The sequence below is a fragment of the Pseudomonas sp. H3(2019) genome, assembly GCF_007713465.1.
Lineage (GTDB): Bacteria > Pseudomonadota > Gammaproteobacteria > Pseudomonadales > Pseudomonadaceae > Aquipseudomonas.
In genome coordinates this window covers 1-22,968 of record NZ_VMSG01000013.1, presented here as the reverse complement: position 1 = coordinate 22,968, position 22,968 = coordinate 1, and the positions used below count along the sequence as shown (strand labels likewise).

The 22,968-nt window shown below is 59.4% G+C and carries 21 protein-coding genes; 8 read left to right on the top strand and 13 right to left on the bottom strand.

Going from position 1 to position 22,968, the window contains the following annotated elements:
* Positions 1-87: 87 nt before the first annotated feature.
* The gene (gene mtnA, locus FPT12_RS14520) at positions 88-1,164 is read right to left on the bottom strand and encodes an S-methyl-5-thioribose-1-phosphate isomerase (RefSeq protein ID WP_145016929.1); all 1,077 of its coding nucleotides are present in this window, start codon (positions 1,162-1,164) and stop codon (positions 88-90) included.
* 108 nt (positions 1,165-1,272) lie between these two features.
* Between mtnA and FPT12_RS14515 the strand changes: the two genes are divergently transcribed.
* The 5 genes from FPT12_RS14515 to FPT12_RS14495 all read left to right on the top strand — a co-directional run bounded on the left by FPT12_RS14515 (position 1,273) and on the right by FPT12_RS14495 (position 6,174).
* A complete protein-coding gene (locus FPT12_RS14515; protein ID WP_145016927.1) occupies positions 1,273-2,604 on the top strand; it encodes a TRZ/ATZ family hydrolase in 1,332 nt (443 codons plus the stop codon).
* Between the two features lie 63 nt (positions 2,605-2,667).
* Positions 2,668-3,366, top strand: coding sequence for a bifunctional 2-polyprenyl-6-hydroxyphenol methylase/3-demethylubiquinol 3-O-methyltransferase UbiG (gene ubiG / locus FPT12_RS14510; protein WP_019692990.1), 699 nt, complete (start codon positions 2,668-2,670; stop codon positions 3,364-3,366).
* Positions 3,367-3,370: 4 nt separating this feature from the next.
* Positions 3,371-4,042, top strand: coding sequence for an N-acetylmuramic acid 6-phosphate phosphatase MupP (gene mupP, locus FPT12_RS14505; RefSeq protein WP_145016925.1), 672 nt, complete (start codon positions 3,371-3,373; stop codon positions 4,040-4,042).
* A 95-nt stretch (positions 4,043-4,137) separates the two neighbouring features.
* A complete protein-coding gene (locus FPT12_RS14500) occupies positions 4,138-4,878 on the top strand; it encodes a YciK family oxidoreductase (RefSeq protein WP_145016923.1) in 741 nt (246 codons plus the stop codon).
* A 369-nt stretch (positions 4,879-5,247) separates the two neighbouring features.
* On the top strand, positions 5,248-6,174 hold the full coding sequence (locus tag FPT12_RS14495; protein ID WP_145016921.1) for a GGDEF domain-containing protein: 927 nt from the start codon (positions 5,248-5,250) through the stop codon (positions 6,172-6,174).
* Positions 6,175-6,256: 82 nt separating this feature from the next.
* Here the strand turns inward: FPT12_RS14495 and FPT12_RS14490 are convergent, their stop codons facing one another.
* The 7 genes from FPT12_RS14490 to FPT12_RS14460 all read right to left on the bottom strand — a co-directional run bounded on the left by FPT12_RS14490 (position 6,257) and on the right by FPT12_RS14460 (position 14,365).
* Positions 6,257-7,018, bottom strand: coding sequence for a TenA family transcriptional regulator (locus tag FPT12_RS14490; protein WP_371922558.1), 762 nt, complete (start codon positions 7,016-7,018; stop codon positions 6,257-6,259).
* Positions 7,019-7,096: 78 nt separating this feature from the next.
* Positions 7,097-9,556: an EAL domain-containing protein gene (locus tag FPT12_RS14485; RefSeq protein ID WP_145016917.1), complete on the bottom strand. Its 2,460-nt coding sequence runs from the start codon at positions 9,554-9,556 to the stop codon at positions 7,097-7,099.
* 211 nt (positions 9,557-9,767) lie between these two features.
* Positions 9,768-11,585 (bottom strand): ABC transporter ATP-binding protein, encoded by a 1,818-nt coding sequence (locus tag FPT12_RS14480; protein WP_145016915.1) that lies wholly within the window; start codon positions 11,583-11,585, stop codon positions 9,768-9,770.
* Entirely contained in the window at positions 11,578-12,180 is a 603-nt protein-coding gene (locus FPT12_RS14475; protein WP_178098771.1) for a DsbA family protein, read from the bottom strand. The genes FPT12_RS14480 and FPT12_RS14475 overlap by 8 nt, the downstream gene beginning before the upstream one ends.
* Positions 12,181-12,216: 36 nt before the next feature.
* On the bottom strand, positions 12,217-13,158 hold the full coding sequence (locus FPT12_RS14470; RefSeq protein ID WP_145016911.1) for a rhodanese-related sulfurtransferase: 942 nt from the start codon (positions 13,156-13,158) through the stop codon (positions 12,217-12,219).
* A gap of 369 nt (positions 13,159-13,527) precedes the next feature.
* A complete protein-coding gene (locus FPT12_RS14465; RefSeq protein ID WP_145016909.1) occupies positions 13,528-13,827 on the bottom strand; it encodes a BolA family transcriptional regulator in 300 nt (99 codons plus the stop codon).
* A gap of 13 nt (positions 13,828-13,840) precedes the next feature.
* Complete coding sequence (locus FPT12_RS14460; RefSeq protein WP_054593477.1) at positions 13,841-14,365, bottom strand: DUF2059 domain-containing protein; 525 nt, start codon at positions 14,363-14,365, stop codon at positions 13,841-13,843.
* A gap of 192 nt (positions 14,366-14,557) precedes the next feature.
* Between FPT12_RS14460 and FPT12_RS14455 the strand changes: the two genes are divergently transcribed.
* Positions 14,558-15,952, top strand: coding sequence for a class II fumarate hydratase (locus FPT12_RS14455; RefSeq protein ID WP_145016907.1), 1,395 nt, complete (start codon positions 14,558-14,560; stop codon positions 15,950-15,952).
* Between the two features lie 46 nt (positions 15,953-15,998).
* Here FPT12_RS14455 and FPT12_RS14450 read toward each other — a convergent pair whose 3' ends face one another.
* Both FPT12_RS14450 and pap read right to left on the bottom strand, forming a co-directional pair.
* A complete protein-coding gene (locus FPT12_RS14450; RefSeq protein ID WP_145016905.1) occupies positions 15,999-16,961 on the bottom strand; it encodes a DMT family transporter in 963 nt (320 codons plus the stop codon).
* 221 nt (positions 16,962-17,182) lie between these two features.
* Positions 17,183-18,706 (bottom strand): polyphosphate:AMP phosphotransferase, encoded by a 1,524-nt coding sequence (gene pap / locus FPT12_RS14445; RefSeq protein ID WP_145016903.1) that lies wholly within the window; start codon positions 18,704-18,706, stop codon positions 17,183-17,185.
* Between the two features lie 139 nt (positions 18,707-18,845).
* Here pap and mnmC point away from each other — a divergent pair, with 139 nt between their 5' ends.
* Entirely contained in the window at positions 18,846-20,840 is a 1,995-nt protein-coding gene (gene mnmC / locus FPT12_RS14440; RefSeq protein ID WP_371922557.1) for a bifunctional tRNA (5-methylaminomethyl-2-thiouridine)(34)-methyltransferase MnmD/FAD-dependent 5-carboxymethylaminomethyl-2-thiouridine(34) oxidoreductase MnmC, read from the top strand.
* 79 nt (positions 20,841-20,919) lie between these two features.
* Positions 20,920-21,147, top strand: a complete 228-nt coding sequence (locus FPT12_RS14435) for a YheU family protein (protein WP_019693006.1) — start codon at positions 20,920-20,922, stop codon at positions 21,145-21,147.
* Between the two features lie 21 nt (positions 21,148-21,168).
* On the opposite strand, the gene csrA is transcribed toward FPT12_RS14435, so the two are convergent.
* From csrA to FPT12_RS14420, 3 genes are all read right to left on the bottom strand, one after another.
* Positions 21,169-21,354, bottom strand: a complete 186-nt coding sequence (gene csrA, locus FPT12_RS14430) for a carbon storage regulator CsrA (RefSeq protein WP_145016901.1) — start codon at positions 21,352-21,354, stop codon at positions 21,169-21,171.
* 141 nt (positions 21,355-21,495) lie between these two features.
* Entirely contained in the window at positions 21,496-21,828 is a 333-nt protein-coding gene (locus tag FPT12_RS14425; RefSeq protein WP_145016899.1) for a YnfA family protein, read from the bottom strand.
* A gap of 64 nt (positions 21,829-21,892) precedes the next feature.
* Positions 21,893-22,708, bottom strand: coding sequence for an SDR family oxidoreductase (locus tag FPT12_RS14420; protein WP_145016897.1), 816 nt, complete (start codon positions 22,706-22,708; stop codon positions 21,893-21,895).
* Positions 22,709-22,968: the final 260 nt, after the last annotated feature.

The following is a 22,968-nucleotide window of genomic DNA, read 5'->3' as shown; positions in this document are numbered from 1 at the left end:
CAGGTCCGACTCAGGCTGATTTGTTGACCTTGAGGGGTCCATCGCGAGCAAGCTCGCGATTGGGGATTTATCAGACGCCCGAGATCGTCAATGCAAGCGCTTACGGCACATCAATTGCGCCATCTTCGCGGTATCCGGCCGCTCGACGATGCCTTTTTCGGTGACGATGACGTCGATCAGGTCAGCCGGCGTGACATCGAACACCGGATTGAATGCATCGACATCAGCCCCCACCCGCTTGCCGCCGACGTCCAGCAACTCGCGGCCATCACGCTCTTCGATCGGGATGTCGTCGCCACTGGCCAGGTTCATGTCGATGGTCGAACTCGGCGCCACCACCATGAAACGCACGCCGTGGTGCATGGCGTTGACCGCCAGTTGGTAAGTGCCGATCTTGTTCGCCACGTCACCATTGGCGGTAATTCGGTCAGCGCCGACGATCACCCAGGTCACGCCCTTGGTTTTCATGATGTGCGCAGCGGCCGAGTCGGCGTTCAGGGTGACCGGAATGCCTTCGTTGGCCAATTCCCAGGCGGTCAAGCGCGAGCCCTGCAGCCAAGGCCGGGTTTCGTCGGCGTAAACCCGCTCGATCATGCCTTCCAGGAACGCGCCACGAATCACCCCGAGCGCAGTGCCGAAACCGCCAGTCGCCAACGCCCCCGTATTACAGTGAGTCAAAACAGCCTGGGCATTGCCCTGATGCTTGCGGATCAGATCCACACCCAATTGCGCCATGGTCAGGTTGGCTTCGCGATCACTTTCATGGATTGCCAAGGCCTCTGCCTCAAGCACTTCCAATGGATTGGGGTGATCCTTGAGCCGCTCCAGGCGTTCGCGCATACGCCCTAGCGCCCAGAACAGGTTGACGGCGGTCGGCCGTGAATTCGCGAGCAGGGCAAAGTCCTCTTCCAGCGCCGACTGCCAGTCGCCACCCGCAGCAAACCGCGCGCGCGCCGCCAGCACCACGCCATAGGCGGCGCTGATGCCGATTGCCGGCGCACCACGCACCACCATCGAGCGAATAGCCTCAGCCACACCCGCTGCGCTGGTATAGGCAATCCAGGTTTCCTCGAATGGCAAAATGCGCTGATCCAGCAGATACAGAGCGCCGTCCCGCCAATCGATGGCCTTCACCTTCTCCGCAGCCAACAGTCGATTGCGCATCCCTCACCCCGCACTCATGAACAAAAGCCGCCGATTATAGCGATCCCCCCGCGAAGACGCTCGGGTATACTTCGCCATCCTTTATAAAAGCACTGGACCGAACCCTCGATGCCGAATCCTGCCGCTGCGCTCGACTTACTCTTGCTGCCGACCTGGTTAGTACCTGTCGAACCCGCTGGCGTAGTCCTCAAGGAGCACGGCCTGGGCATCCGCGACGGGCGTATTGCCTTTATCGGCCCGCGCAGCGAAGCCTTGAAACTCAAGGCCAGCGAGGTCCGTGAACTGCCGGGCATGCTGCTCAGCCCGGGGCTGATCAACGCCCACGGACATGCAGCGATGACACTCTTTCGTGGCCTGGCCGATGATTTGCCGCTGATGACCTGGCTTGAGCAGCACATCTGGCCAGCCGAGGCCAAATGGGTCGATGAGTCCTTCGTCCGCGACGGTACCGACCTGGCCATTGCCGAGCAGATCAAAGGCGGCATCACCTGCTTCTCGGACATGTATTTTTACCCGAAAGTTGCCAGCGAACGCGTGCACAACAGCGGTATTCGCGCGCAAATCGCCATCCCGATCCTCGATTTCCCGACTCCCGGCGCCAGCGATGCAGATGAAGCCATCCGTCAGGGTGTCGAACTGTTCAGCGACCTCAAGCATCACCCGCGCATCAAAATCACCTTCGGCCCTCATGCACCCTACACCGTCGGTGACGAAAACCTCGAAAAAATCCGGGTAATCGCCGAGGAACTGGACGCAGCGATTCACATGCACGTCCATGAAACAGCCTTCGAAGTCCAGCAATCGGTCGAACAACGCGGCGAGCGGCCATTGGCCCGCCTCGGTCGCCTGGGCTTGCTCGGACCGCGCTTCCAGGCCGTTCACATGACGCAAATCAGCGATGAAGACCTGGCGTTACTGGTAGAAAGCAATACCAGCGTGATTCATTGCCCGGAATCGAACCTGAAACTGGCCAGCGGCTTTTGCCCGGTGGAGCGCTTGTGGCAGGCTGGTGTGAATGTCGCCGTCGGCACCGATGGCGCGGCCAGCAACAATGACCTCGACCTGCTGGGCGAAACCCGCACCGCCGCCCTGCTGGCCAAAGCCGTTGCCGGCTCGGCCACGGCACTGGATGCTCATCGCGCCTTGCGCATGGCGACTCTCAACGGTGCCCGTGCGCTGGGGCTGGAAGCAGAAGTGGGTTCGCTGGAAGTCGGCAAGGCCGCGGACCTGGTGGCCTTCGACCTGTCCGGCCTGGCCCAGCAGCCGGTTTATGACCCGGTTTCGCAGCTGATCTATGCCACCGGCCGGGAATGTGCGAAACACCTTTGGGTCGCCGGCAAGCAATTGCTCGACGACGGGCGCCTGACGCGCCTTGATGAACAACAGCTATGCGCCACCGCCACCGCCTGGGGCCAGCGCATCAGCGGACACACCGAATAGAACGAACCCTTGAACCGAACTTCAAGGCTGACAGCAGAATTTTTCAGATTTAGAGGATTACCCATGAGCAACGTCGACCACGCTGAAATCGCCAAATTCGAAGCCCTGGCTCATCGCTGGTGGGACCGCGAAAGCGAGTTCAAGCCGCTGCACGACATCAACCCGCTGCGGGTCAACTGGATTGACGAGCGCGTCAAACTGGCCGGCAAGAAGGTCCTGGACGTCGGTTGCGGCGGCGGCATCCTCAGCGAATCCATGGCACAACGCGGCGCCACCGTGATGGGCATCGACATGGGCGAAGCGCCGTTGGCGGTCGCACAACTGCATCAACTGGAATCCGGCGTCAGCGTCGAGTACCGGCAGATCACCGCCGAAGCCCTGGCGGAAGAAATGCCCGAGCAATTCGACGTGGTCACCTGCCTGGAAATGCTCGAGCACGTGCCCGATCCATCGTCGGTCATTCGTGCCTGCTTCCGTATGGTAAAACCGGGTGGCCAGGTGTTTTTCTCGACCATCAACCGCAATCCGAAGGCTTACCTGTTCGCCATCGTCGGCGCCGAATACATCATGAAACTGCTGCCGCGCGGCACGCATGATTTCAAGAAATTCATCCGCCCTTCCGAACTCGGCGCCTGGAGCCGTCAGGCCGGCCTGAGCGTCAAGGACATCATCGGCCTGACGTACAACCCACTGACCAAGCACTACAAGCTGGCCGCCGACGTTGACGTCAACTACATGATCCAGACACTGCGCGAGGAGTAAGTCGATGGCAATCAGAGCAGTTCTTTTTGACATGGACGGCACCCTGCTCGACACCGCGCCGGACTTCATTGCCATCTGCCAAAGCATGCTGGCAGACCGCGGGCTGGCGCCGATCCCGGACAAACACATCCGCGACGAGATTTCCGGCGGGGCGAAAGCCATGGTCGCGGTAACCTTCTCGATGGACCCGGAATCGCCGGGTTTCGAAGCGTTGCGACTGGAGTTCCTCGAGCGTTACCTCAAGGGTTGTGCCGTTCACAGCAAACTCTTCGACGGCATGGCTGAACTGTTGGCCGACATCGAGAGATCCAATCTGATCTGGGGCGTGGTGACCAACAAACCGCTGCGCTTCGCTGAGCTGATCATGCAACAACTGGGGCTGGCCGAACGCTCGGCGCTGCTGATTTGCCCAGACCACGTGACCAACAGCAAGCCGCACCCGGAGCCGTTGATCCTCGCGTGCAAAATGCTCGACCTGGACCCGGCCAGCGTGCTGTTTGTGGGCGATGACCTGCGCGATATCGAGTCGGGCCGCGATGCCGGCACCCGGACCGCCGCGGTGACCTTTGGCTACATTCACCCTGATGACAATCCACGAAACTGGGGCGCCGATGTGGTGGTGGACCACCCTTCGGAGTTGCGCAAAGTGCTCGATAGCGCGCTGTGTAGCTGCTAATTCGGTCGAAAGATCGCAGGACCGTGATCAGCGTAGGAGCTGCCGCAGGCTGCGATCCTTTTCCGCTCTGTTAATGGATGGTGTAGAGGTTTTTTATGTTTGATTATTCCGCCCGCCCTGAACTGCTCAAAGATCGGGTCATCCTGGTCACTGGCGCCGGTCGTGGTATCGGCGCTGCCGCGGCAAAAACCTATGCCGCTCACGGCGCTACCGTACTGCTGCTGGGCAAGACCGAGGCCAATCTGACTCAGGTTTACGACGAAATCGAAGCGGCCGGTTATCCACAGCCTGCAGTGATTCCGTTCAATCTGGAAACTGCCCTGCCGCACCAGTACGACGAACTGGCGGCCATGATCGAAACCGAATTCGGTCACCTTGATGGCTTGCTGCACAACGCCTCGATCATTGGCCCGCGCACGCCACTGGAGCAACTCTCCGGCGAAAACTTCATGCGCGTGATGCACGTCAACGTCAATGCCATGTTCATGCTGACCAGCACCCTGCTGCCACTGCTCAAGCTGTCTCAGGACGCCTCGGTGATCTTCACCTCCAGCAGCGTCGGCCGCAAAGGTCGTGCGTACTGGGGCGCTTATGGCGTGTCGAAGTTCGCCACCGAAGGCCTGATGCAAACCCTGGCCGACGAAGTCGACAGCGTCGCGCCGGTCCGCTCCAACAGCATCAACCCAGGCGCTACCCGGACCAGCATGCGCGCTCAAGCGTACCCGGGCGAAAACCCGGCCAACAACCCGACGCCCGAAGCGATCATGCCGGTTTACCTGTACCTGATGGGGCCAGACAGCACCGGCATCAACGGTCAGGCGTTCAACGCTCAGTAAGCCCGCGCTGCACCCCGCTGCCGCGACGGCATACTGTCGCGGCACGCGCCTCTCCCCCTTCAAGCGCCTGTTTGAAGTCAATCAAATGCCGCCGAATCAGCTAGCAGAAACCGATATACAAGCCAACAAGCTGATTTAAAACGAGTTTTATTCGTTTGAACCGAATGGCATGACTTTCGCTCTAACCCTGTTGAAACACGCAGTGTGTTAGCGATCGGGCAGCGCCATGACGAGCTTACTTTTGCTCGACAAAGCGGACTAAAATCTAGCCACATGTCCTACGGGACTGATGGACCAGTATGAAGCGCAGCCCAAAGCCGCTCTCACCCGGCCTGTAAGACAGCATTCCTGCTTAGGGGCTCACGCCATATGAAATCTCCAACCCAGACCAACGCAATTGACTTCGATAGCGCCAAAATGCAGCGACTGGGCTTTGGCCAGTTGCCGCCCCTTCTGGAGCGTCCCGCCAGCCTTGGTCAATTGCGCCAGCAAATGGCCCTGCAACTGCAAACCAGCCTTGAGCCACAGCGCATTCTGGGACTGTTTTTCCGCGAGATTCAGCGACTTGTGCCTCTGGACGCCTTGAACTATCAGCACAAGAGCAGCGATCTACGCCTGGAGTTCGGTCAGCGCGGGCATCACTCGGTGAGCTATAGCCTGAGCCACGAAGGCACACACCTGGGCGATCTGGTGTTCCGTCGCAATCAGCGCTTCAGTGAAAAAGACCAGGGCAACCTCGAATCCCTGCTATCCACCTTGCTCTTCCCGATGCGCAACGCGCTGCTCTATCGAGCGGCCACCCAAAGCGCACTGCGCGACCCACTGACAGGCACCGGCAACCGAATTGCCATGGATCAGACCCTGCAACGGGAGATCGACATGGCCCGGCGACACCTGCAGCCGCTGTCGTTGTTGATGCTCGATATCGATCACTTCAAACAGATCAATGACAACTACGGTCACAGTGCCGGCGATGACGTGCTGAAGGCTGTCGCAACCTCGATCAAAGACCAGTTGCGCAACGTAGACATGGTCTTTCGCTTTGGCGGAGAAGAGTTTCTGATTCTGCTGTCCAACACCAGCCGCGAAGCCGCAGCGATGATAGGCGAACGCCTGCGCTATGCCGCGCAAGCCGGGGAGTATTCGGCGGATGGGACGCTGATCGGTTTAACCGTCAGCCTTGGCTGCTCGACGCTGTTGCCGGGCGAGTCCGCAGACAGCTTGTTGCGACGCGCCGACAGTGCGCTGTATGTAGCCAAACGCGAGGGGCGTAACCGGTTGGCGATGGCCGGTTGAGGCTTCAGCTACAACACAAACCAAATGTGGGAGCGAGCAGGCTCGCTCCCACATTGGTTTTGTGCTGACTTGAATAAACGGATCAGCTTTCGACCAGCGCCATCCGTTCCCGGGCTACCGGAACCCTTTCCGAGTGTTCCAGTTGCATGCAGCGTTCCAGGAACAGGTACATGTAGTCGTAGCTCTTGCAGATCGCCTGACGCAGTTCAGCCTGCAAGGATCTGGTGGGGTTCAGGCCCGCCAGCGTGCAGATGATTTCCAGGGCTTCCCACGGATGGGCATCATCGTATTGAGCATGCATTTTCAGCCACTTCATCGCGCGTTTGCGGTCGTCCTCAGGGAACGCTGCCGCATAGACTCCAGTGGAACACACCAGCGCCGACCACTCCCCGGTCGCCCCTTCAATGGCATAGTTGGTTGCCGCAATGGCCACAATCAGCGAATCCGACGAGCTGGTATGCCAGCACCAATGACTCAACGCATGAAGCTCAGGAGCAACCTGTTGTGCCTGCAAATCATCGAGGCTGACGCCATGCGCACGACTCCAGTGCAGCCAATAATCGGCATGATTAAGCTCAACCCGAATGTTGCGCATCAGCCAGCGACGCGCCATGTCCTCGCCGGGATGGCGGGAAAAGCGGGTCTTCGTCAGGTTTTGCGCCATGTACAACGCGAACTGCTCAACGACCGGCCAGCCACCAATCAAGTATTGACGCATGGTCCTTGCACTGAGTTTGTTGTCACGCATCCGCTGATACAGTTCGTGTTCGACAACCCGACGCTTGCTCTCGCTGCAATCCTGGATCAACTGCTGAGCCCAGGCTGGGTAACTTGCGGCTTCCATAAGCGGGCCGGATCTGTTGAATGTATCTATCACTGTCGCACTCCTTTTGATTGTGATGGTACGGATCAACAAGAGACTTCAACGGAACGTGCCAGGCGCCTTGAATAACAGAGGCTGCGGTCTGGCGGGCCGACATTGCAGGCTGTCACAGGTAAACAATTGCGGACGCTCAATGATATACCCTTGAGCATAATCCACCCCGATCTCCAGCAATGCCTGCTCGATCTGGGGCGTTTCAACAAACTCGGCAATGGTGCGCTTACCCATGACATGACCGATGTGATTGATCACTTCGACCATTGCACGGTTAATCGGGTCGTCCAGCATATCCTTTACGAAACTCCCGTCGATCTTCAAGAAGTCTACAGGTAAATGTTTCAGATAAGCGAATGAGGACATACCGGCACAAAAGTCATCCAGTGAGAAATGGCAACCTAACCCTTTGAGCTCATTAATAAATCTGATTGCGCTGCCCAGACTGGAAATCGCGCTGGTTTCAGTGATTTCAAAACAAATCATTTCAGGCGGGATGGCATAGGCAATGAACTTCTCACGCAGGAAGTGCAGAAAAGCTTCATCCCCGATGGTAATGCCTGACAGATTGATCGCACACATGGCCAACGGCCCATTACGCTCTTGCGCGATGCCCTGCGCAATAATCCTGAAAACATTCTCGACCACCCAACGATCCAGGGACGTCATCAGTCCGTAACGCTCGGCAGCAGGAATGAAGCTGTCCGGCAGAATCATCCGCCCGGCTTCGTCATGCAGACGCAGCAGGATTTCGATATGCCCACCACCCCGCTCTGTATGCCCCAGCGCAGCGATTTCCTGTGAGTACAGGCAAAAGCGGTTCTCTTCGAGCGCCATGTGCAGGCGCTGGACCCAGGCCATCTCGCCAAAGCGCAGGGACAACTCGGAATCGTCAGCGTGATAGACCTGCACCCGATTACGGCCCTTCTCCTTCGCCATGTAGCAAGCCATGTCGGCAGCACGCAACGAAGCCTCAAGGGTGGCCGGAGCTTGAATGATGTGCACCAGACCGATGCTGACGGTGGTCACGAACGGCCGGTCTTTCCAGACAAAGTGCAGGTTTTGCACCGTCTGACGCAGGCCCTCGGCGATTTTCTCCGAGGCTTGCGGCGAGCAGTTCTCCAATAGAATGCCGAATTCGTCACCGCCCAGTCGGGCCAGGGTGTCGCCCTCGCGCAAACCTGACTGCAACAACGCACAAATATGCCGCAGCAACTCATCACCGGCCGCATGCCCGCAGGTGTCGTTGACCAGTTTGAATTGATCCAGATCGAGGAACATCAAGGCATGTCGGGCAGGCTGGCGTGTCAGGTTGTGCAACGCCTGCTCCAGGCGATATTCGAATTCGCGGCGGTTGGCCAGCCCGGTCAGCGCGTCGTGGGTGGCCTGCCAGGAAAGATTGGCGATGTACTGCCGCTCCTGGGTCATGTCATGCAGCACCAGTACCGTGCCACTGACTTTACCGGCATTGCGAATCGGCGAACCTACCAGCGTGACTGAAACCGTGCTGCCATCCAGCCTCTGGATCAATTTGGAATGTTCACTGCCGCCGCTGAGCTGACCACTGAGAATATGCTCGATCAGTGTGAAGCCATCCGCCTGGGCATTTTCATCCAGCAGATTGAACAAGGCTGCCAGCGGCAGCCCGATTGCCTGCTCAGCCTTCCAGTGGGTCAACTCTTCGGCTGCCGGGTTCATGTAAGCAATGGCACCTTCAACGTCGGTGGTGATCACGCCATCGCCAATGGACTGCAAGGTGATTTGTGCGCGTTCCTTTTCCAGCTGCAAGGCATTGGCAAACGCGTGGCGCTGAGCCAGTAGCTTATGGGTGCGCAAGAGTGCCAGAGCAATCAACCCCAACGCCGTGGCCAGGTTAGTGAACAGCAACAACCGCAGAATCAGCCGCGAACCCTCGCCCAATGCGTCGCTGAACGCTTTGGCGGCGGGAGTCACCGCTTCGTTGATGGCAAATATCCGGGCTTTCCAGCGCTGAATGTCGGCGTCGCTCGCCTGGTTGCCGACAATGCGCCAATGCATTTCAAGGGCGACGTTATCGAGCTGCACCAGGTAGGCATCGCCCACGGTCCAGCGATTGATAGCGGTTTCCAGGTAACTGAAATGCCGGAAATTCAGGTACAGCCAAATCAGGCTTGAAACGTCATCGGGATGGTTGCCGCCCTTGAGGATGCCCCGTCGGGCTGCCTCAAGATCAGGCGGTTGATGATCCAGCGCAACCCGCAGTTCATGCCCGCCCTGGGGAACTGAAATAGCCTTCTGGTACTTGAGGAAAATCGACTCGTCGCGACTGTCAGCATAGAGATTGAGGTAATAGATAGCGTCTTTCTGACCCTTGGACCACAGGCTTTCTCCGGCAACATAGCCGCGAACCGCCGACAAAACGTACAGGCTGACGCCGCCCAACAAGGCCTGAAACAACACGACGGCGATAAATGGCCAGACGATGCCCAACAACCGTGGCGTTCCGAGAGTCCGCTTTTGCTTCATGAGGTCCCTTGCACAAGCGCTGCCTGATGAACACCCGAGATAATTCCGCTCCTAGCAGCACAGACTAGGCTAATTTTCGATTTCTCGAAGACATCAGGCTTCGATCAAGCTCGATTTAGGGACAATGCAACAATCAAAGGGTCCACAAGGCCGACTCCCAAAAAGGATGGCTGATCAACAAGTACGCAAATCCGGGCAAAACTCAAGATTGCTAATGCTGCTGCAAATGCCCATACAACTTGGCATACAGGCCACCCTCGGCAATCAGTTGCTGGTGGTCGCCATCCTCGGCAATTTGCCCGACATCGAACACCAGCACACGGTCCGCCTGTTTTACCGCAGACAACCGGTGGGCAATGATGAGTGTCGTGCGACCGCTGAGAAACCGCGCGAGCGCCTGATGGAGGTTGTATTCGGTGGCTGCGTCCAGCGCCGAAGTCGCCTCATCGAGGACCACGACCTTGGGTTCGGCCAGCACCATGCGCGCAATCGCCAGGCGCTGACGCTGCCCGCCGGACAAGCGCACACCGGAACGGCCAACGACGCTATCCAGACCTTGCGGCAGCGCCTTGACCGTTGCCTCGAGCTGGGCGATTTCCAGTGCCTGCCAACAGGCTTCGTCACTGCGTTCGCGGCCCATGGCCAGGTTGGCCCGTATGGTGTCGTTGAACAGTGCCGGATGCTGCAACACCACGGCGACATTCTCGCGCACGGTTTCCAGGCCGATGTCCTGTTGAGTGACGCCACCAAAACGGATGCTGCCCGACTGTGGCGTATAGAGCCCCAGCAGCAACTGCACCAGCGTGCTTTTACCGCCACCACTGGCGCCCACGATGGCGACTTTTTCGCCGGGTGCGATGGACAGGTTCATCTGATCCAGCACCAGCTCACCGCCATAGCCGAAACTCAAGCCTTGCACCTCGATGCCTACCGTCTCACGCCCCTTGAACGGATCGACGCCACCCGGGTACTGCGGCTCATCGGCACGCGATAACAGCTCGTTGATTCGCGTCAGCGCACCACCGGCCGCGTAATAGGCGTATTGCAGATTCAGTAGCTGCTCGACCGGCCCGATCATGAACCAGAGGTAGCTGAACACTGCCAGCATCTGGCCGATGGACAGGTCGGAGAACAGCACCGTGAGCATCGCGGCGGCGCGGAAGATATCGATGCCGAACTGGAACAGCAAACCGCTGGCACGGCTCGATGCGTCGCTTTTCCACTGTGAGTTGACGGCATAGTTGCGCACTTCCTGCGCCCGCAAGCCGAGCCGCCCAAGGAAAAACCCCTGACGATTGCCAGCGCGGATTTCCTGTATCGCATCCAGGGTTTCAGTCAACGCCTGGGTGAACCGGGAGGTGCTGTCGTTCTCGAGTTTCTTCAGGTGTTTGACCCGCTTACCCAACTGCACGGTGGCGTAGATCACCAGCGGGTTGAACAGCAGGATCAGCAGCGCCAGCTTCCAGTGCATCCACACCAGAATCCCCGCCGTGCCGACCAGTGTGAGCATCGCCACCAGAAAGCGGCTGAGGGTTTCGCCGACGAATTTGTCGACCGTGTCCAGGTCCGTGACCAGGTGCGTGGTCACCGTGCCGCTGCCCAGGCTTTCGTATTCGCCAAGGGAAATACGCTTGAGCCGCTCGATCAGCCGTACGCGGATACGATAAACGATGTCCTTGGCCAGACTTGCAAACAGACGCGCCTGCAAGACGTTGAACATCAATGCGCCGCAACGCAGGGTCAAGGTCACCAGCAACATCAAGCCGATGTAACCGGCAGCACGTTGCCAGCCGGTGGGCAGCGCGTGGTTCATCACTTTCAGTGCGGCGTCGCCATGCCCCAGCAGCACTTCATCCACCAGCAATGGCAGCAGCAAAGGGATTGGCACACTGCACAGGGTCGCCAATACGGCGACGCCGTTGGCGATCCACAAGGATTTTTTATGCTGAAGTGCCAGTCGACGGATTTGCGCCCAACTCAGCCGATCGACCCGCTTGGGTTGCGGTGCATCATCGGGTTGCTCATACACAGGCAGCGCGCTCCAGCCAACGGCCGAGCAACGGTGCCAGTTCGCTGAGCGGTTGATAACCATTGGTCAACAGCGCCAATTGACCGTTGCGCTCGGCGAGCAAGGTCGGGAAGCCGGCGATGCCCAGATCCTGAACCCAGGTGAAGTCTGCCGCCGTCGCCGCGTGCTGATCGGCACGGTCGAACGCTGCCGCGAACTCGATACGCGGCAAGCCCGCTTGTTCGGCCAACTCCACCAACACGCTGGCGCGGGTGACGTCACGACCCTCGGCATAAAAAGCCTGCTGGATGAGTTTGAGCAGTTTCCAGGCGCAATCCGGTGCCAGACTGCGCGCCGTCACCAGCGCACGGCAGGCCGGCTCGGTGTCGTAGACAAAACCGTCGGGCAGCGCGCCTTCGAACTTGAACGGCTGGCCGGTGGCTTCGGCGACCGCCTGCCAGTGTTCGAGAATATAGCGCCGCGTGGTGGGTTCCAGCGCAGCACCACTACCCGTGCGCAAACCGCCAACCACCAGATGCACGTCAACGCCCGCAGCCCGCGCCTGCTCGACCAGCGCCTCGGCCACCGGAGCGAAGCCCCAGCACCAGGAACACATCGGATCCATTACGTAGAGTAGGCGCGCGGACATGGTTCAGGCCTCGGTGTTGGATTGCTTGTAGTTGTAACCGATCGGGTGCGGCTGATTACGGGCCTTGGCCAGTTCGATCTGTTTCTGCCGGTCGATCGCACTGCGACGGGTCTTCTCACTCAGCTTATCCCAGCAATGCGGGCAGCTGATGCCGGCGACATAGTGCTCGGATGCACGGTCTTCCACGCTCACTGGCGTACGACAGGCATGACATTGATCGTAGTCGCCTTCGCTCAGGTCGTGGCGAACGGTGACGCGGTTATCGAACACAAAGCAGTCGCCCTGCCATTTGGTTTCTTCCTGCGGCACCTCTTCGAGGTACTTGAGAATCCCGCCCTTGAGGTGGAAGACTTCATCGAAGCCCTGGCTGAGCATGTAGCTCGAAGCCTTTTCACAGCGAATGCCGCCGGTGCAGAACATCGCGACTTTCTTGTGCTTGGCCGGGTCGAAGTTGGCTTTGATGTAGTCGGGGAATTCGCGAAAGCTGGTAGTTTTCGGATCGACTGCGCCTTCGAAGGTGCCGATCGACACTTCGTAGTCGTTGCGGGTATCGATCAGCAGCACTTCAGGGTCGCTGATCAACGCGTTCCAGTTCTGAGGATCAACGTAGGTGCCAACCTTCTTGTTCGGGTCAACGCCTTCAACACCCAAGGTGACGATCTCTTTCTTGAGCTTGACCTTGGTGCGATAGAACGGCTGCTCGTCGCAGTACGACTCTTTATGGTCGATGTCGTCCATGCGCGGGTCGTTCTTGAGCCAGGCCATCAGCCCGTCGATGCCTTCGCGGCTTCCGGAAACCGTGCCGTTGATGCCTTCTTCGGCAATCAGCAAGGTGCCTTTGATGCCGTTGTCGACCATCGCCTGCAACAGTGGTTCGCGCAAGGCGACGTAATCTTCAAGGGTGACGAACTTATACAGTGCCGCCACGACAATCTGTTGTGTCATGGGTGTTTCTCCAGGTGGCTACCCGCGTAAGGGGTGAACCGGATGCGAAAAAAAACGCGCCGGCTAAGCGGCGCGTTGCGGATTCTAACAAAAAACCGAAGCTTAGGGTCTGTTGACGCTTGGTGACGACCGCGACGGATGCCCATTTGGTGCAGGGCAAGGCGCGAGGAACGCAGTCTGGTTGTTCCAAACAAGTTCCGAGCAACGCAGCCCTGCGCCAAATGGGCACCCGTCCCTTCGGGTTGCGCGCCAACGTGCGCGAGGCTGCGTTGCGGGATTTGCCAAGGGAACAACCATTAGCGGCATCCCGCGCCTTGCCTCGCACACGTTGGCATCGCAACGCGGTTCGTCACCAAACGTCAACAGACCCTAATGCTTACTGCCGCCAGCACAGGTCGGCGAGGCAGGTGCCGCGCCGGTCTTTGCCCATTCCTCAGGCGTATAGGTATGCAGCGCCAACGCATGGAATTCGCCCATCAGGTCACCCAGCGTGGCGTAGACCTTCTGGTGACGCTTGACGCTGTTGAGCCCGGCAAATTGCTCGCTGACCACCACGGCCTTGAAGTGAGTTTGCAGCCCACGGCTGTGCATATGACTTTCGTCCAGCACCTCCAGATGTACAGGTTGCAACGCGTTCAGTGCCGATTCAATACGTTGTTGCATGGTCATTGCGGGGCTCCGCTCAAGGCTTTTTCTTGGCTGGAGCAGCGGCGTCTTTCGGCGTCAGCTCGGCAGTCATGTCAGCCAGCAGCTTGTTGACCACAGGTACCGCGCTTTCCAGCTTGGCTTGAGTCATCTGGGCCGATTGCTGAGTCAGCTGAGGCATTTTTTCCAGGACTTTCTTGCCCAGTGGCGACTGGTAGAACGCGACCAGGTCCTTGAGCTCGGATTCGCTGAAGTTGGTGGTGTAGAGCTTGACCATGTCCGGCTTCAGTTTGTTCCAGCCAATGGCCTGATCCAGAGCGGCGTTGGCCTTGGCCTGGTAGGTTTCCAGCAAGGCTTTTTTCGATTCCGGTGCTTTGGTTTGCTCAAAGCGCTGGGCGAACATTTGCTGCACTTGCATGTACACCGGTGTGCCCAGTTTGTCAGCATGCGCCAGGGTCAGGAAAGCTTCTGCACTGGCGTTGTGGCTGGCGGTATCGGCGAAAACCTGGCCGCTGGCACAGACCAGAGCAACCGCGGTACAAATGGCACGAAGACGAGTCATCGAGTTTCCTTTTCTAGCAGGCGAGGTAAAACCCCAAGGGGGGCCATTCTGCGCCTAAAAAACTCATGCGCTCAACCCCTCCCCCTTGCCAGGCCTGATTTTCAGGACCGAACGGTTAAAAAAACGACTGATGGAACCCCAAGCGCCAATCACGGCCTAAACTGCGCTATCAGACCTACAGGAACGTAACCGATGAGCCGTATCGAAACCGACAGCCTTGGCCAAGTAGAAGTCCCGGATGAAGCCTACTGGGGCGCTCAGACACAGCGCTCGCTGATTAATTTTGCCATCGGCAACGAACGCATGCCGCTGGCCGTACTGCATGCCTTGACCCTGATCAAGAAAGCCGCGGCACGGGTCAACAGTCGCAACGGCGATCTGCCGGCCGACATCGCCCGGCTGATCGAACAGGCCGCCGACGAAGTGCTCGACGGTCAGCATGACGACCAGTTTCCGCTGGTGGTCTGGCAGACCGGCAGTGGCACCCAAAGCAACATGAACGTCAACGAAGTGATCGCCGGCCGCGCCAATGAACTGGCCGGCAACCCCCGTGGCGGCAAGGTTCCGGTGCACCCCAACGACCACGTCAATCGCTCGCAAAGCTCCAACGACAGCTTTCCCACCGCCATGCATATCGCCACGGTGCAGGCCGTACAACAGCATCTGTTGCCGGCCATCGCTGAACTCTCCGCAGGTCTGGCCGAGCAGGCTGCACGGCACATGAAACTGGTGAAGACCGGTCGTACGCACTTGATGGATGCCACGCCGATCACCTTCGGCCAGGAGCTTTCGGCGTTCATCGCGCAACTCGATTACGCCGAACATGCGATCCGCAGCGCCTTGCCGGCCGTCTGCGAGCTGGCTCAGGGCGGTACTGCGGTCGGGACCGGCCTCAACTCGCCCCATGGCTTTGGCGAAGCGATTGCCTCCGAGCTGGCGGCCCTTTCCGGCCTGCCGTTTATCACTGCACCGAACAAGTTTGCCGCGCTGGCCGGGCATGAACCGTTGACCACGCTGTCAGGCGCGCTGAAAACCCTTGCCGTGACCCTGATGAAAATCGCCAATGACTTGCGTTTGCTGGGCTCCGGGCCGCGGGCCGGTTTCGCCGAGGTCAAGCTGCCCGCCAACGAGCCCGGCAGTTCGATCATGCCCGGCAAGGTCAACCCGACTCAGTGCGAAGCGCTGTCGATGCTCGCCTGCCAGGTGCTGGGCAACGACGTGGCGATCGGTTTCGCCGCCAGCCAGGGTCACCTGCAACTGAACGTGTTCAAGCCGGTGATCATTCACAACCTGCTGCAATCGATCCGCTTGCTTGGCGATGGTTGCAGTAACTTCCAGCAGCATTGCATTGCGGGCCTTGAACCGGATGCCGAGCAGATGGCCGCTCACCTGGAACGCGGCTTGATGCTGGTGACGGCACTGAACCCGCACATCGGCTACGATAAATCCGCCGAGATTGCCAAGAAAGCCTATGCCGAAGGGCTGACCCTGCGTGAGGCGGCGTTGCAGTTGGGGTATCTGACGGATGAGCAGTTCGATGCCTGGGTGCGGCCGGAGAATATGCTGGAGGCCGGCAGCAAGGGCTGATCGCCTGATATTGATCGTTCCCACGCGGGAGCGTGGGAACGATCTTTCATCGGCTGACCGCTGCCCGCATCCGTCGGGCCTTGAGCCCGGCGATCAGCGATGGCCCCAACGCGACCAGTGCCGACCCCAGCACCACCAGCACTGCACCGCCATAGGCCAGACTGTTGATCTGTTCGGCCTGTACATAATCGGGCCATAACCAGGCGGCCAGCGCCACGGCCGCGAAGGTCACCAACGGTGTGATGGCGAGCGTCGCACTGACCCTCGACGCCTCCCAATGGGCCAGCGCCTCGGCAAAAGCACCGTAAGCGATCAGCGTGTTCAGGCAGCATCCAAGCAGCAACCAGCCTTGCAGCGGGCTCAGTTGCAAGGCTTCCAGCGGATGCACCCACGGCGTCAGCAACAAGGCACAAAACAGGTAGATCACCATCATCACCTGCAACGAACTCCACACCGTCAGCAGTTGTTTCTGGCCCAGCGCATAGAAGGTCCAGACGGTCGACGCTGCCAGTACCAGCAACACGCCTGCGGTGTAATCACTCAAAGACGTCAGCAACTCGCTCAGCCGCTGATTGAAAAACAAACCGAAGCCCAACAACAGCACCAGCAGGCCAATCCCCTGCCCCACGCTGAAACGCTCCTTGAATACAAACAGACTGGCGATCAGCAACAGGATCGGCCCCATCTGCACGACCAGTTGCGCAGTACCCGGGCTCAACAGGTTCAGGCCCATCAGGTACAACACGTAGTTGCCCACCAGCCCGAGCACCGCCATCAGCACCAGCCAGCCACCTTTGGGCCCGAGCCCCCGTCGGCTCGGCAGACGCTTGGTCGCCGCCAGATAAAGGAACAGAAAGCTGCCGGACACTATCAGCCGAAACCAGGTCACCGTGACCGGGTCCATCACCAGCAGCACTTGCTTGAGCTTGATCGGCAGGACTCCCCACAAAAACGCGGTCAGCAAAGCGAGGAACAGACCATAAACCCAGCGACCGGACGATATATGCATGGAAACCCCAAAAGGCTGGCGGCGAGAAAAGCCATTCTAGGCTGCCGGCGAGGCATCACACAGGGACTGTTGGCGACAAGCCGTAAATGAGACTGTATCGGTCGCACCGAGAAGTTGACGTTTACCGTTGATCAGTTAGCCACGCGTGCCCACGACATCGCCCCTGCCAGCTGCCGGCCGACCGCGACAATCATTCACCCCGCGTATGCAAACCCATCGGGCTACTTCTTGTCCTTCTTCAGCTTCTTCTCGTCCTTGTCGGATTTCTCGAAGGCCTCTTCCAGCGCGCGGTTGAGGGTGCGCAGTACTTTGACCCGGGCCCAGCGCTTGTCGTTGGCTTCCACCAGGGTCCAGGGCGAAACCTCGGTGCTGGTGCGGTCGACCATATCGCCGACAGCCGTCCGGTACTCATCCCACTTCTCGCGGTTACGCCAGTCGTCTTCAGTGATCTTGAAGCGTTTGAAAGGAATGGCTTCGCGCTCCTGAAAACGCTCCAGCTGGGTCTGTTTGTCGATGGCCAGCCAGAACTTCACGACGATTACCCCGGAGGCGCTGATCTGTTCTTCGAAGTCGTTGATTTCGCTATAGGCGCGTAACCAGTCGGCCTGGCTGCAAAAGCCCTCGACGCGCTCCACCAGCACCCGGCCATACCAGGAACGGTCGAAGACAGTGAACTTTCCCCGCGCCGGGATCTGTCGCCAGAAGCGCCACAAATACGGCTGGGCGCGCTCGTCCTCCGTCGGCGCGGCAATCGGCACGATGCTGTACTGGCGCGGGTCGAGTGCGGCGGCCACACGACGAATCGCCCCGCCCTTGCCCGCGGCGTCATTGCCCTCGAATACCGCGATCAGTGCGTGTCGGCGCATGCGTTTGTCACGCATCAGGCCGGATAAGCGTGCCTGCTCGGTAATCAGTTGCTCCTCGTAATCGCTCTTCTCCAGTCGCTGGCTCATGTCCAGACTACCGAGCAAACTCAAGTGATCGACACTGGCCGACAGCGGCGCGGCGCTGACTTTGTCCGGGTTGATCTTGGGGCGCTTGAGGGCATTTTGCAGACCGTCGAGCAGGATCTTGCCCACAGTCAGACTGCGGTAATGGGCATCCACACCTTCGATCACATGCCAGGGTGCGTAGTCGCGGCTGGTGCGGCGAATCACCCGCTCACCGTATTTCACGAACTTGTCGTAGGTCTGCGATTGCTGCCAGTCCAGCGGGCTGATGCGCCAGCTGTGCAACGGGTCGTCCTGCAAGGACTTGAGGCGCGCTTTCATTTGTTGCTTGGACAGATGAAACCAGAATTTGAAGATCAGCGCGCCTTCATCGCAGAGCATTTTCTCCAGGCGCTCGGTCTGGTTGATCGCCTGGTCCAGCACCGCATCCTTGAACAAACCATGGACCCGCCCTTGCAGCATCTGGCTGTACCAGTTGCCAAAAAACACCCCCATCCGCCCCTTGGCCGGGAGCATCCGCCAATAGCGCCAGGCCGGTGGTCGCGCCAGCTCTTCATCGGTTTGCTGATCGAAAGTGCGGACCTCGATCAGTCGTGGGTCCATCCACTCATTGAGCAACTTGACCGTCTCGCCCTTGCCCGCGCCTTCAATCCCGTTGATCAGCACGATCACCGGAAAACGGCCCTGCTGCTGGAGGTCAAACTGGGCCTCAAGCAAAGCCTCACGCAACGCCGGCACTTCAGCTTCGTAGGTTTCTTTATCAATCGCATGACCGATTTCGGCAGATTCGAACATGAGCAGCTCCCTTCCCGGATTGAGCAAGACTAGCGGATTGATCGAGCACTTGTCTGTGCAATGCCATTCGGGTTGCCATGGATCAATCGGCTTTGTCGCGATCGGCTAGAATGGTCGCCTTGCCTCGCTTGAGCCGACCATGAATCCTGAAATACTGCCGAACCCCGTACCGCATCCCCAGCTCGACTGGGACGACCAAGGTCGCCCGCGCTCGCGGGTGTTTGACGACGTGTATTTCTCCGACCAGTCGGGCCTTGATGAAACCCGTTACGTGTTCATCGAGCAAAACCGCCTGAACGAACGATTTGCCGAGCTGCCGGCGGGCGGAAGGCTGGTGATTGGCGAGACCGGATTCGGCACCGGACTGAATTTTCTCTGCGCCTGGCAGTTGTTCGAGCAACAGGCTGTGGCTGGCGCACGGCTGCATTTCATCAGCGTCGAGAAATACCCGCTGAGCCCGGCAGATATGCAACGGGCCCTGACACTCTGGCCCGACCTCAAACCGTTTGCCGATCAGTTGTTGGCGCAGTACGTCGCCATCCACCAGGGCTTTCAGCGGCTGGTGCTGGACAATGGCCGCGTAACCCTGACGCTGTTGATCGGTGACGTGCTGGAACAACTGCCACAGCTGGACGCGCAGATCGACGCCTGGTTTCTCGACGGTTTCGCTCCGGCAAAAAACCCCGACATGTGGACCGCCGAACTGTTTGCCGAACTGGCGCGTCTGTCGGCGCCCGGTTCGACCATCAGCACCTTCACCAGCACCGGCTGGGTGCGCCGTCTGCTCAATGCGGCGGGTTTCAAAATGCGCCGCACACCGGGCATCGGCCACAAATGGGAAATCCTGCGCGGGACGTTCGTTGGCTGGCCTGAAGAAACACCGGCCCCGGCAACCACCAAACCCTGGTTTGCTCGCCCGAATCAGGTGAGCGGCGAACGTCGTGCGCTGGTGATCGGCGCCGGGCTAGCCGGTTGCGCCAGCGCCGCCAGCCTCGCCGCGCGCGGTTGGCAGGTCAGCCTGCTGGAACGGCATGCCGACCTGGCGCAAGAAGCCTCGGGTAACCCGCAAGGCGTGCTGTACCTGAAACTCTCGGCCCACGGCACCGCACTTTCGCAATTGATCGTCAGCGGTTTCGGCCACACCCGGCGCTTGCTTGAACACTTGCAGCGTGGCGTCGATTGGGACGATTGCGGGGTGCTGCAACTGGCATTCAATGCCAAGGAAGCCGAGCGTCAGGCGCAACTGGCGGCGGCCTTCCCCGCCGATCTGTTGCACCTGCTGGACCAGCCGCACGCGCAGGCCCAGGCCGGAATCGAACTGGCCCATGGCGGGCTGTTCTATCCAGAGGGTGGCTGGGTTCATCCGCCGGCCCTGTGCCAATGGCAAGCATCGTTCCCCAATGTCCAACTGCTGACGCACCGCGATGTGCTGGAACTGCGCAAGGTCGATGATCAGTGGCAAGCCTGGGACGGCGAAACCCTGCTCGCCAGCGCGCCCGTGGTGGTACTGGCCGGCGCGGCGGAAATCAAACGCTTCGCGCACAGTGCCGAGCTGCCGCTCAAACGCATTCGCGGGCAAATCACCCGATTGGCGCAAACCGCTGAGAGCCAGTGTCTGGCGACGGTGGTCTGCGCTGAAGGTTACGTCGCTCCCGCACGCCTGGGTGAACACACCCTGGGCGCCAGCTTCGATTTCAAGAGCGACGACCTGACTCCGACCACCGCCGAACACCTCGGCAACCTGGAGCTGCTCAAGGAGATATCCAGCGACCTGGTCACTCGTCTGCACGCCAGACAGCTGGACCCGGAACAGCTACAAGGTCGCGCCGCGTTCCGCTGCACCAGCCCCGATTATCTGCCGATCGTCGGCCCATTGGCTGACAGCCAGGCCTTCGCCCGGGCCTACGCCGCACTGGGCAAAGACGCTCGGCAAGTGCCAAACATCGCGTGTCCATGGCTCGACGGGTTGTACGTCAACAGCGGGCACGGTTCACGCGGATTGATCACCGCACCGCTGTCCGGCGAGTTGCTGGCGGCGTGGCTGGACAACGAACCGTTGCCGCTGCCCAGAAGCGTCGCCGAGGCCTGCCATCCGAACCGGTTTGCCTTGCGTAAGCTGATTCGCGGTTCGTGATGATCGGATCAAGGCGAGCAGGCTGGTCCTGCGGCGTGAAGCGCCGTAGGATCGCCGGATTGATGACCCGAGGTGCCTAATGCTGATTCCCCACGACCAACTTGAAGTCGACACCCTGACCCGCCTGATCGAAGACTTCGTCACCCGAGACGGTACCGACAATGGCGACGAAACCCCGCTGGAAACCCGCGTGTTGCGGGTCCGCCATGCGTTGAGCAAAGGTCAGGCGCTGATTGTGTTCGATCCTGAAAGCCAGCAATGCCAACTGATGCTCAAGCACGATGTGCCCAAGCACCTGTTCGACTGAGCAGCCATTTGACCGAGGGCTTCAGCTGCGTTTGCCGTGTACCCGCTTGGCCTGAATGCGCTTATAAACTTCGGCGCGATGCACATTGATGTTTTGCGGGGCTTCGACGCCGAACCGAATGTTGCTTCCGTTCACGGCGAGGATACGCACAGAGATGTTGTCGCCGATGGAGATCATTTCGCCCACAACGCGGCTGAGTACGAGCATGGCTCTAGTCCTTGAGGTTACCGGGCCTTGAAGATGAACGGCTGACGCCGGGTCTACAATGCACCAGCGGCAAAACAGTCCCCCCCTACGCGGCAAAACGACTCCTCTTACAGACTTTCCTTTCAGTGCAACGCCAATGACTCAAGGCGTAGTGAAGCGTGGGCCAAACAGAATGATACTCGCGCCTAACACGCACAGCGCAACGCCCAGCCAGTCCGAGCCCAGCGGTCGAATCCGTTCGACCACGCCGAGCCAGCCGATGGACGCAATGATGTAAATGCCGCCGTAGGCTGCATAAGCGCGGCCTGCGTAGGTCGATTCGACTTTGGTCAGCACAATGGCGAACAGCGTCAAACTGAGCAGCGCCGGCACGACCCACCAGGCGCTTTTGCCCTGCCGCAACCACATCCAGAAAGCAAAACAACCGGCGATTTCGAACAGCGCCGCGAGGAAAAACCACAGGTAATTGAGCATGCACACATCTCGTCAGGGCGGCCACAAGCGGCAACCCTAACGACGCAGCCCGATACTCGCAAGCTCAGCTGGCGCTTTGCCTGGCCTTGGCGCGCATCTTGTCGGCCATCACGGTCATTTCGTTGTAGAGCAGTTGCGGATTCTTCTGTTTGAGCGCCCAGGCCATACGGCCCTGCTCATGGGGCAGAATCATGAACTCGCCTGCGGCAACATGCTGATAGATGTAGTCAGCGATATCGCTGGCGGTAATCGGTGAACTTTCGAGCAACTTGCCGACCTGGGCTTTCATGGCCGGGGTCGGGCCACGGAAGGAGTCCAGCAGGTTGGTCTGGAAGAACGACGGGCAGACCACATGCACAGCGATTTCCTGATGTGCCAGTTCAATCAGCAGGCTCTCGGACAGCGCCACCACACCGGCCTTGGCCACGTTGTAGTTGCTCATGGCTGGCCCCTGCATCAACGCCGCCATCGAGGCGATGTTGATGATCTTGCCTTTGCTTTTTTCCAGCAGCGGCAGGAAGGCCTTGCAGCCTTTGACCACGCCCATCAGGTTGATCGCAATCTGCCAATCCCAGTCTTCCAGCGACAGCTCGCTGAAGAAGCCGCCAGAGGCCACGCCGGCATTATTGACGATCACGTCGATGCCACCCAGCTTCTGTTCACAGGCTTGTGCGAAGGCGGTCAACTGGCTGTAGTCGCGCACATCGCAACGCTGAATGAAACCGTCACCACCCGCCTCGCGGACCTGTTTCAGGGTTTCTTGCAAGCCCGACTCGCTGACATCGGACAAGGCCAACTGCCAACCTTCTCGAGCCCAACGCAGAGCGATTTCGCGACCCAGGCCGGACCCGGCACCAGTAATCATCATGCGATTTTGCATAGGGAGTTGCCTTGTTGTTCCGGGGGAGGATGCTCGCAGTGTAGCGAAGGATTTTCCTACACCCACGACCATCAAATTGCTGAATACCCCAGGCAAACCGTAGCGGCTGCATGGCACAGAAACGCGTCGAGCCGACCGGGTTTTCGGCAGGGTTCAACCGCCCGCCGACAGATTCGGCAGACGAAAAAAACGGAGCCCGAAGGCTTAATGCCGATCAGTTAAGCCTTCTCGCTTGACCTTTGGCCGCAAGAAATCAAAAT

Excerpts from the sequence above, each read along its gene's own strand:
- mtnA (WP_145016929.1), bottom strand. The coding sequence starts at position 1,164 with ATGCGCAATCGACTGTTGGCTGCGGAGAAGGTGAAGGCCATCGATTGG.
- FPT12_RS14515 (WP_145016927.1), top strand. The coding sequence starts at position 1,273 with ATGCCGAATCCTGCCGCTGCGCTCGACTTACTCTTGCTGCCGACCTGG.
- ubiG (WP_019692990.1), top strand. The coding sequence starts at position 2,668 with ATGAGCAACGTCGACCACGCTGAAATCGCCAAATTCGAAGCCCTGGCT.
- mupP (WP_145016925.1), top strand. The coding sequence starts at position 3,371 with ATGGCAATCAGAGCAGTTCTTTTTGACATGGACGGCACCCTGCTCGAC.
- FPT12_RS14500 (WP_145016923.1), top strand. The coding sequence starts at position 4,138 with ATGTTTGATTATTCCGCCCGCCCTGAACTGCTCAAAGATCGGGTCATC.
- FPT12_RS14495 (WP_145016921.1), top strand. The coding sequence starts at position 5,248 with ATGAAATCTCCAACCCAGACCAACGCAATTGACTTCGATAGCGCCAAA.
- FPT12_RS14490 (WP_371922558.1), bottom strand. The coding sequence starts at position 7,018 with ATGGAAGCCGCAAGTTACCCAGCCTGGGCTCAGCAGTTGATCCAGGAT.
- FPT12_RS14485 (WP_145016917.1), bottom strand. The coding sequence starts at position 9,556 with ATGAAGCAAAAGCGGACTCTCGGAACGCCACGGTTGTTGGGCATCGTC.
- FPT12_RS14475 (WP_178098771.1), bottom strand. The coding sequence starts at position 12,180 with ATGTGTTCCTGGTGCTGGGGCTTCGCTCCGGTGGCCGAGGCGCTGGTC.
- FPT12_RS14470 (WP_145016911.1), bottom strand. The coding sequence starts at position 13,158 with ATGACACAACAGATTGTCGTGGCGGCACTGTATAAGTTCGTCACCCTT.
- FPT12_RS14465 (WP_145016909.1), bottom strand. The coding sequence starts at position 13,827 with ATGACCATGCAACAACGTATTGAATCGGCACTGAACGCGTTGCAACCT.
- FPT12_RS14460 (WP_054593477.1), bottom strand. The coding sequence starts at position 14,365 with ATGACTCGTCTTCGTGCCATTTGTACCGCGGTTGCTCTGGTCTGTGCC.
- FPT12_RS14455 (WP_145016907.1), top strand. The coding sequence starts at position 14,558 with ATGAGCCGTATCGAAACCGACAGCCTTGGCCAAGTAGAAGTCCCGGAT.
- FPT12_RS14450 (WP_145016905.1), bottom strand. The coding sequence starts at position 16,961 with ATGCATATATCGTCCGGTCGCTGGGTTTATGGTCTGTTCCTCGCTTTG.
- pap (WP_145016903.1), bottom strand. The coding sequence starts at position 18,706 with ATGTTCGAATCTGCCGAAATCGGTCATGCGATTGATAAAGAAACCTAC.
- mnmC (WP_371922557.1), top strand. The coding sequence starts at position 18,846 with ATGAATCCTGAAATACTGCCGAACCCCGTACCGCATCCCCAGCTCGAC.
- FPT12_RS14435 (WP_019693006.1), top strand. The coding sequence starts at position 20,920 with ATGCTGATTCCCCACGACCAACTTGAAGTCGACACCCTGACCCGCCTG.
- csrA (WP_145016901.1), bottom strand. The coding sequence starts at position 21,354 with ATGCTCGTACTCAGCCGCGTTGTGGGCGAAATGATCTCCATCGGCGAC.
- FPT12_RS14425 (WP_145016899.1), bottom strand. The coding sequence starts at position 21,828 with ATGCTCAATTACCTGTGGTTTTTCCTCGCGGCGCTGTTCGAAATCGCC.
- FPT12_RS14420 (WP_145016897.1), bottom strand. The coding sequence starts at position 22,708 with ATGCAAAATCGCATGATGATTACTGGTGCCGGGTCCGGCCTGGGTCGC.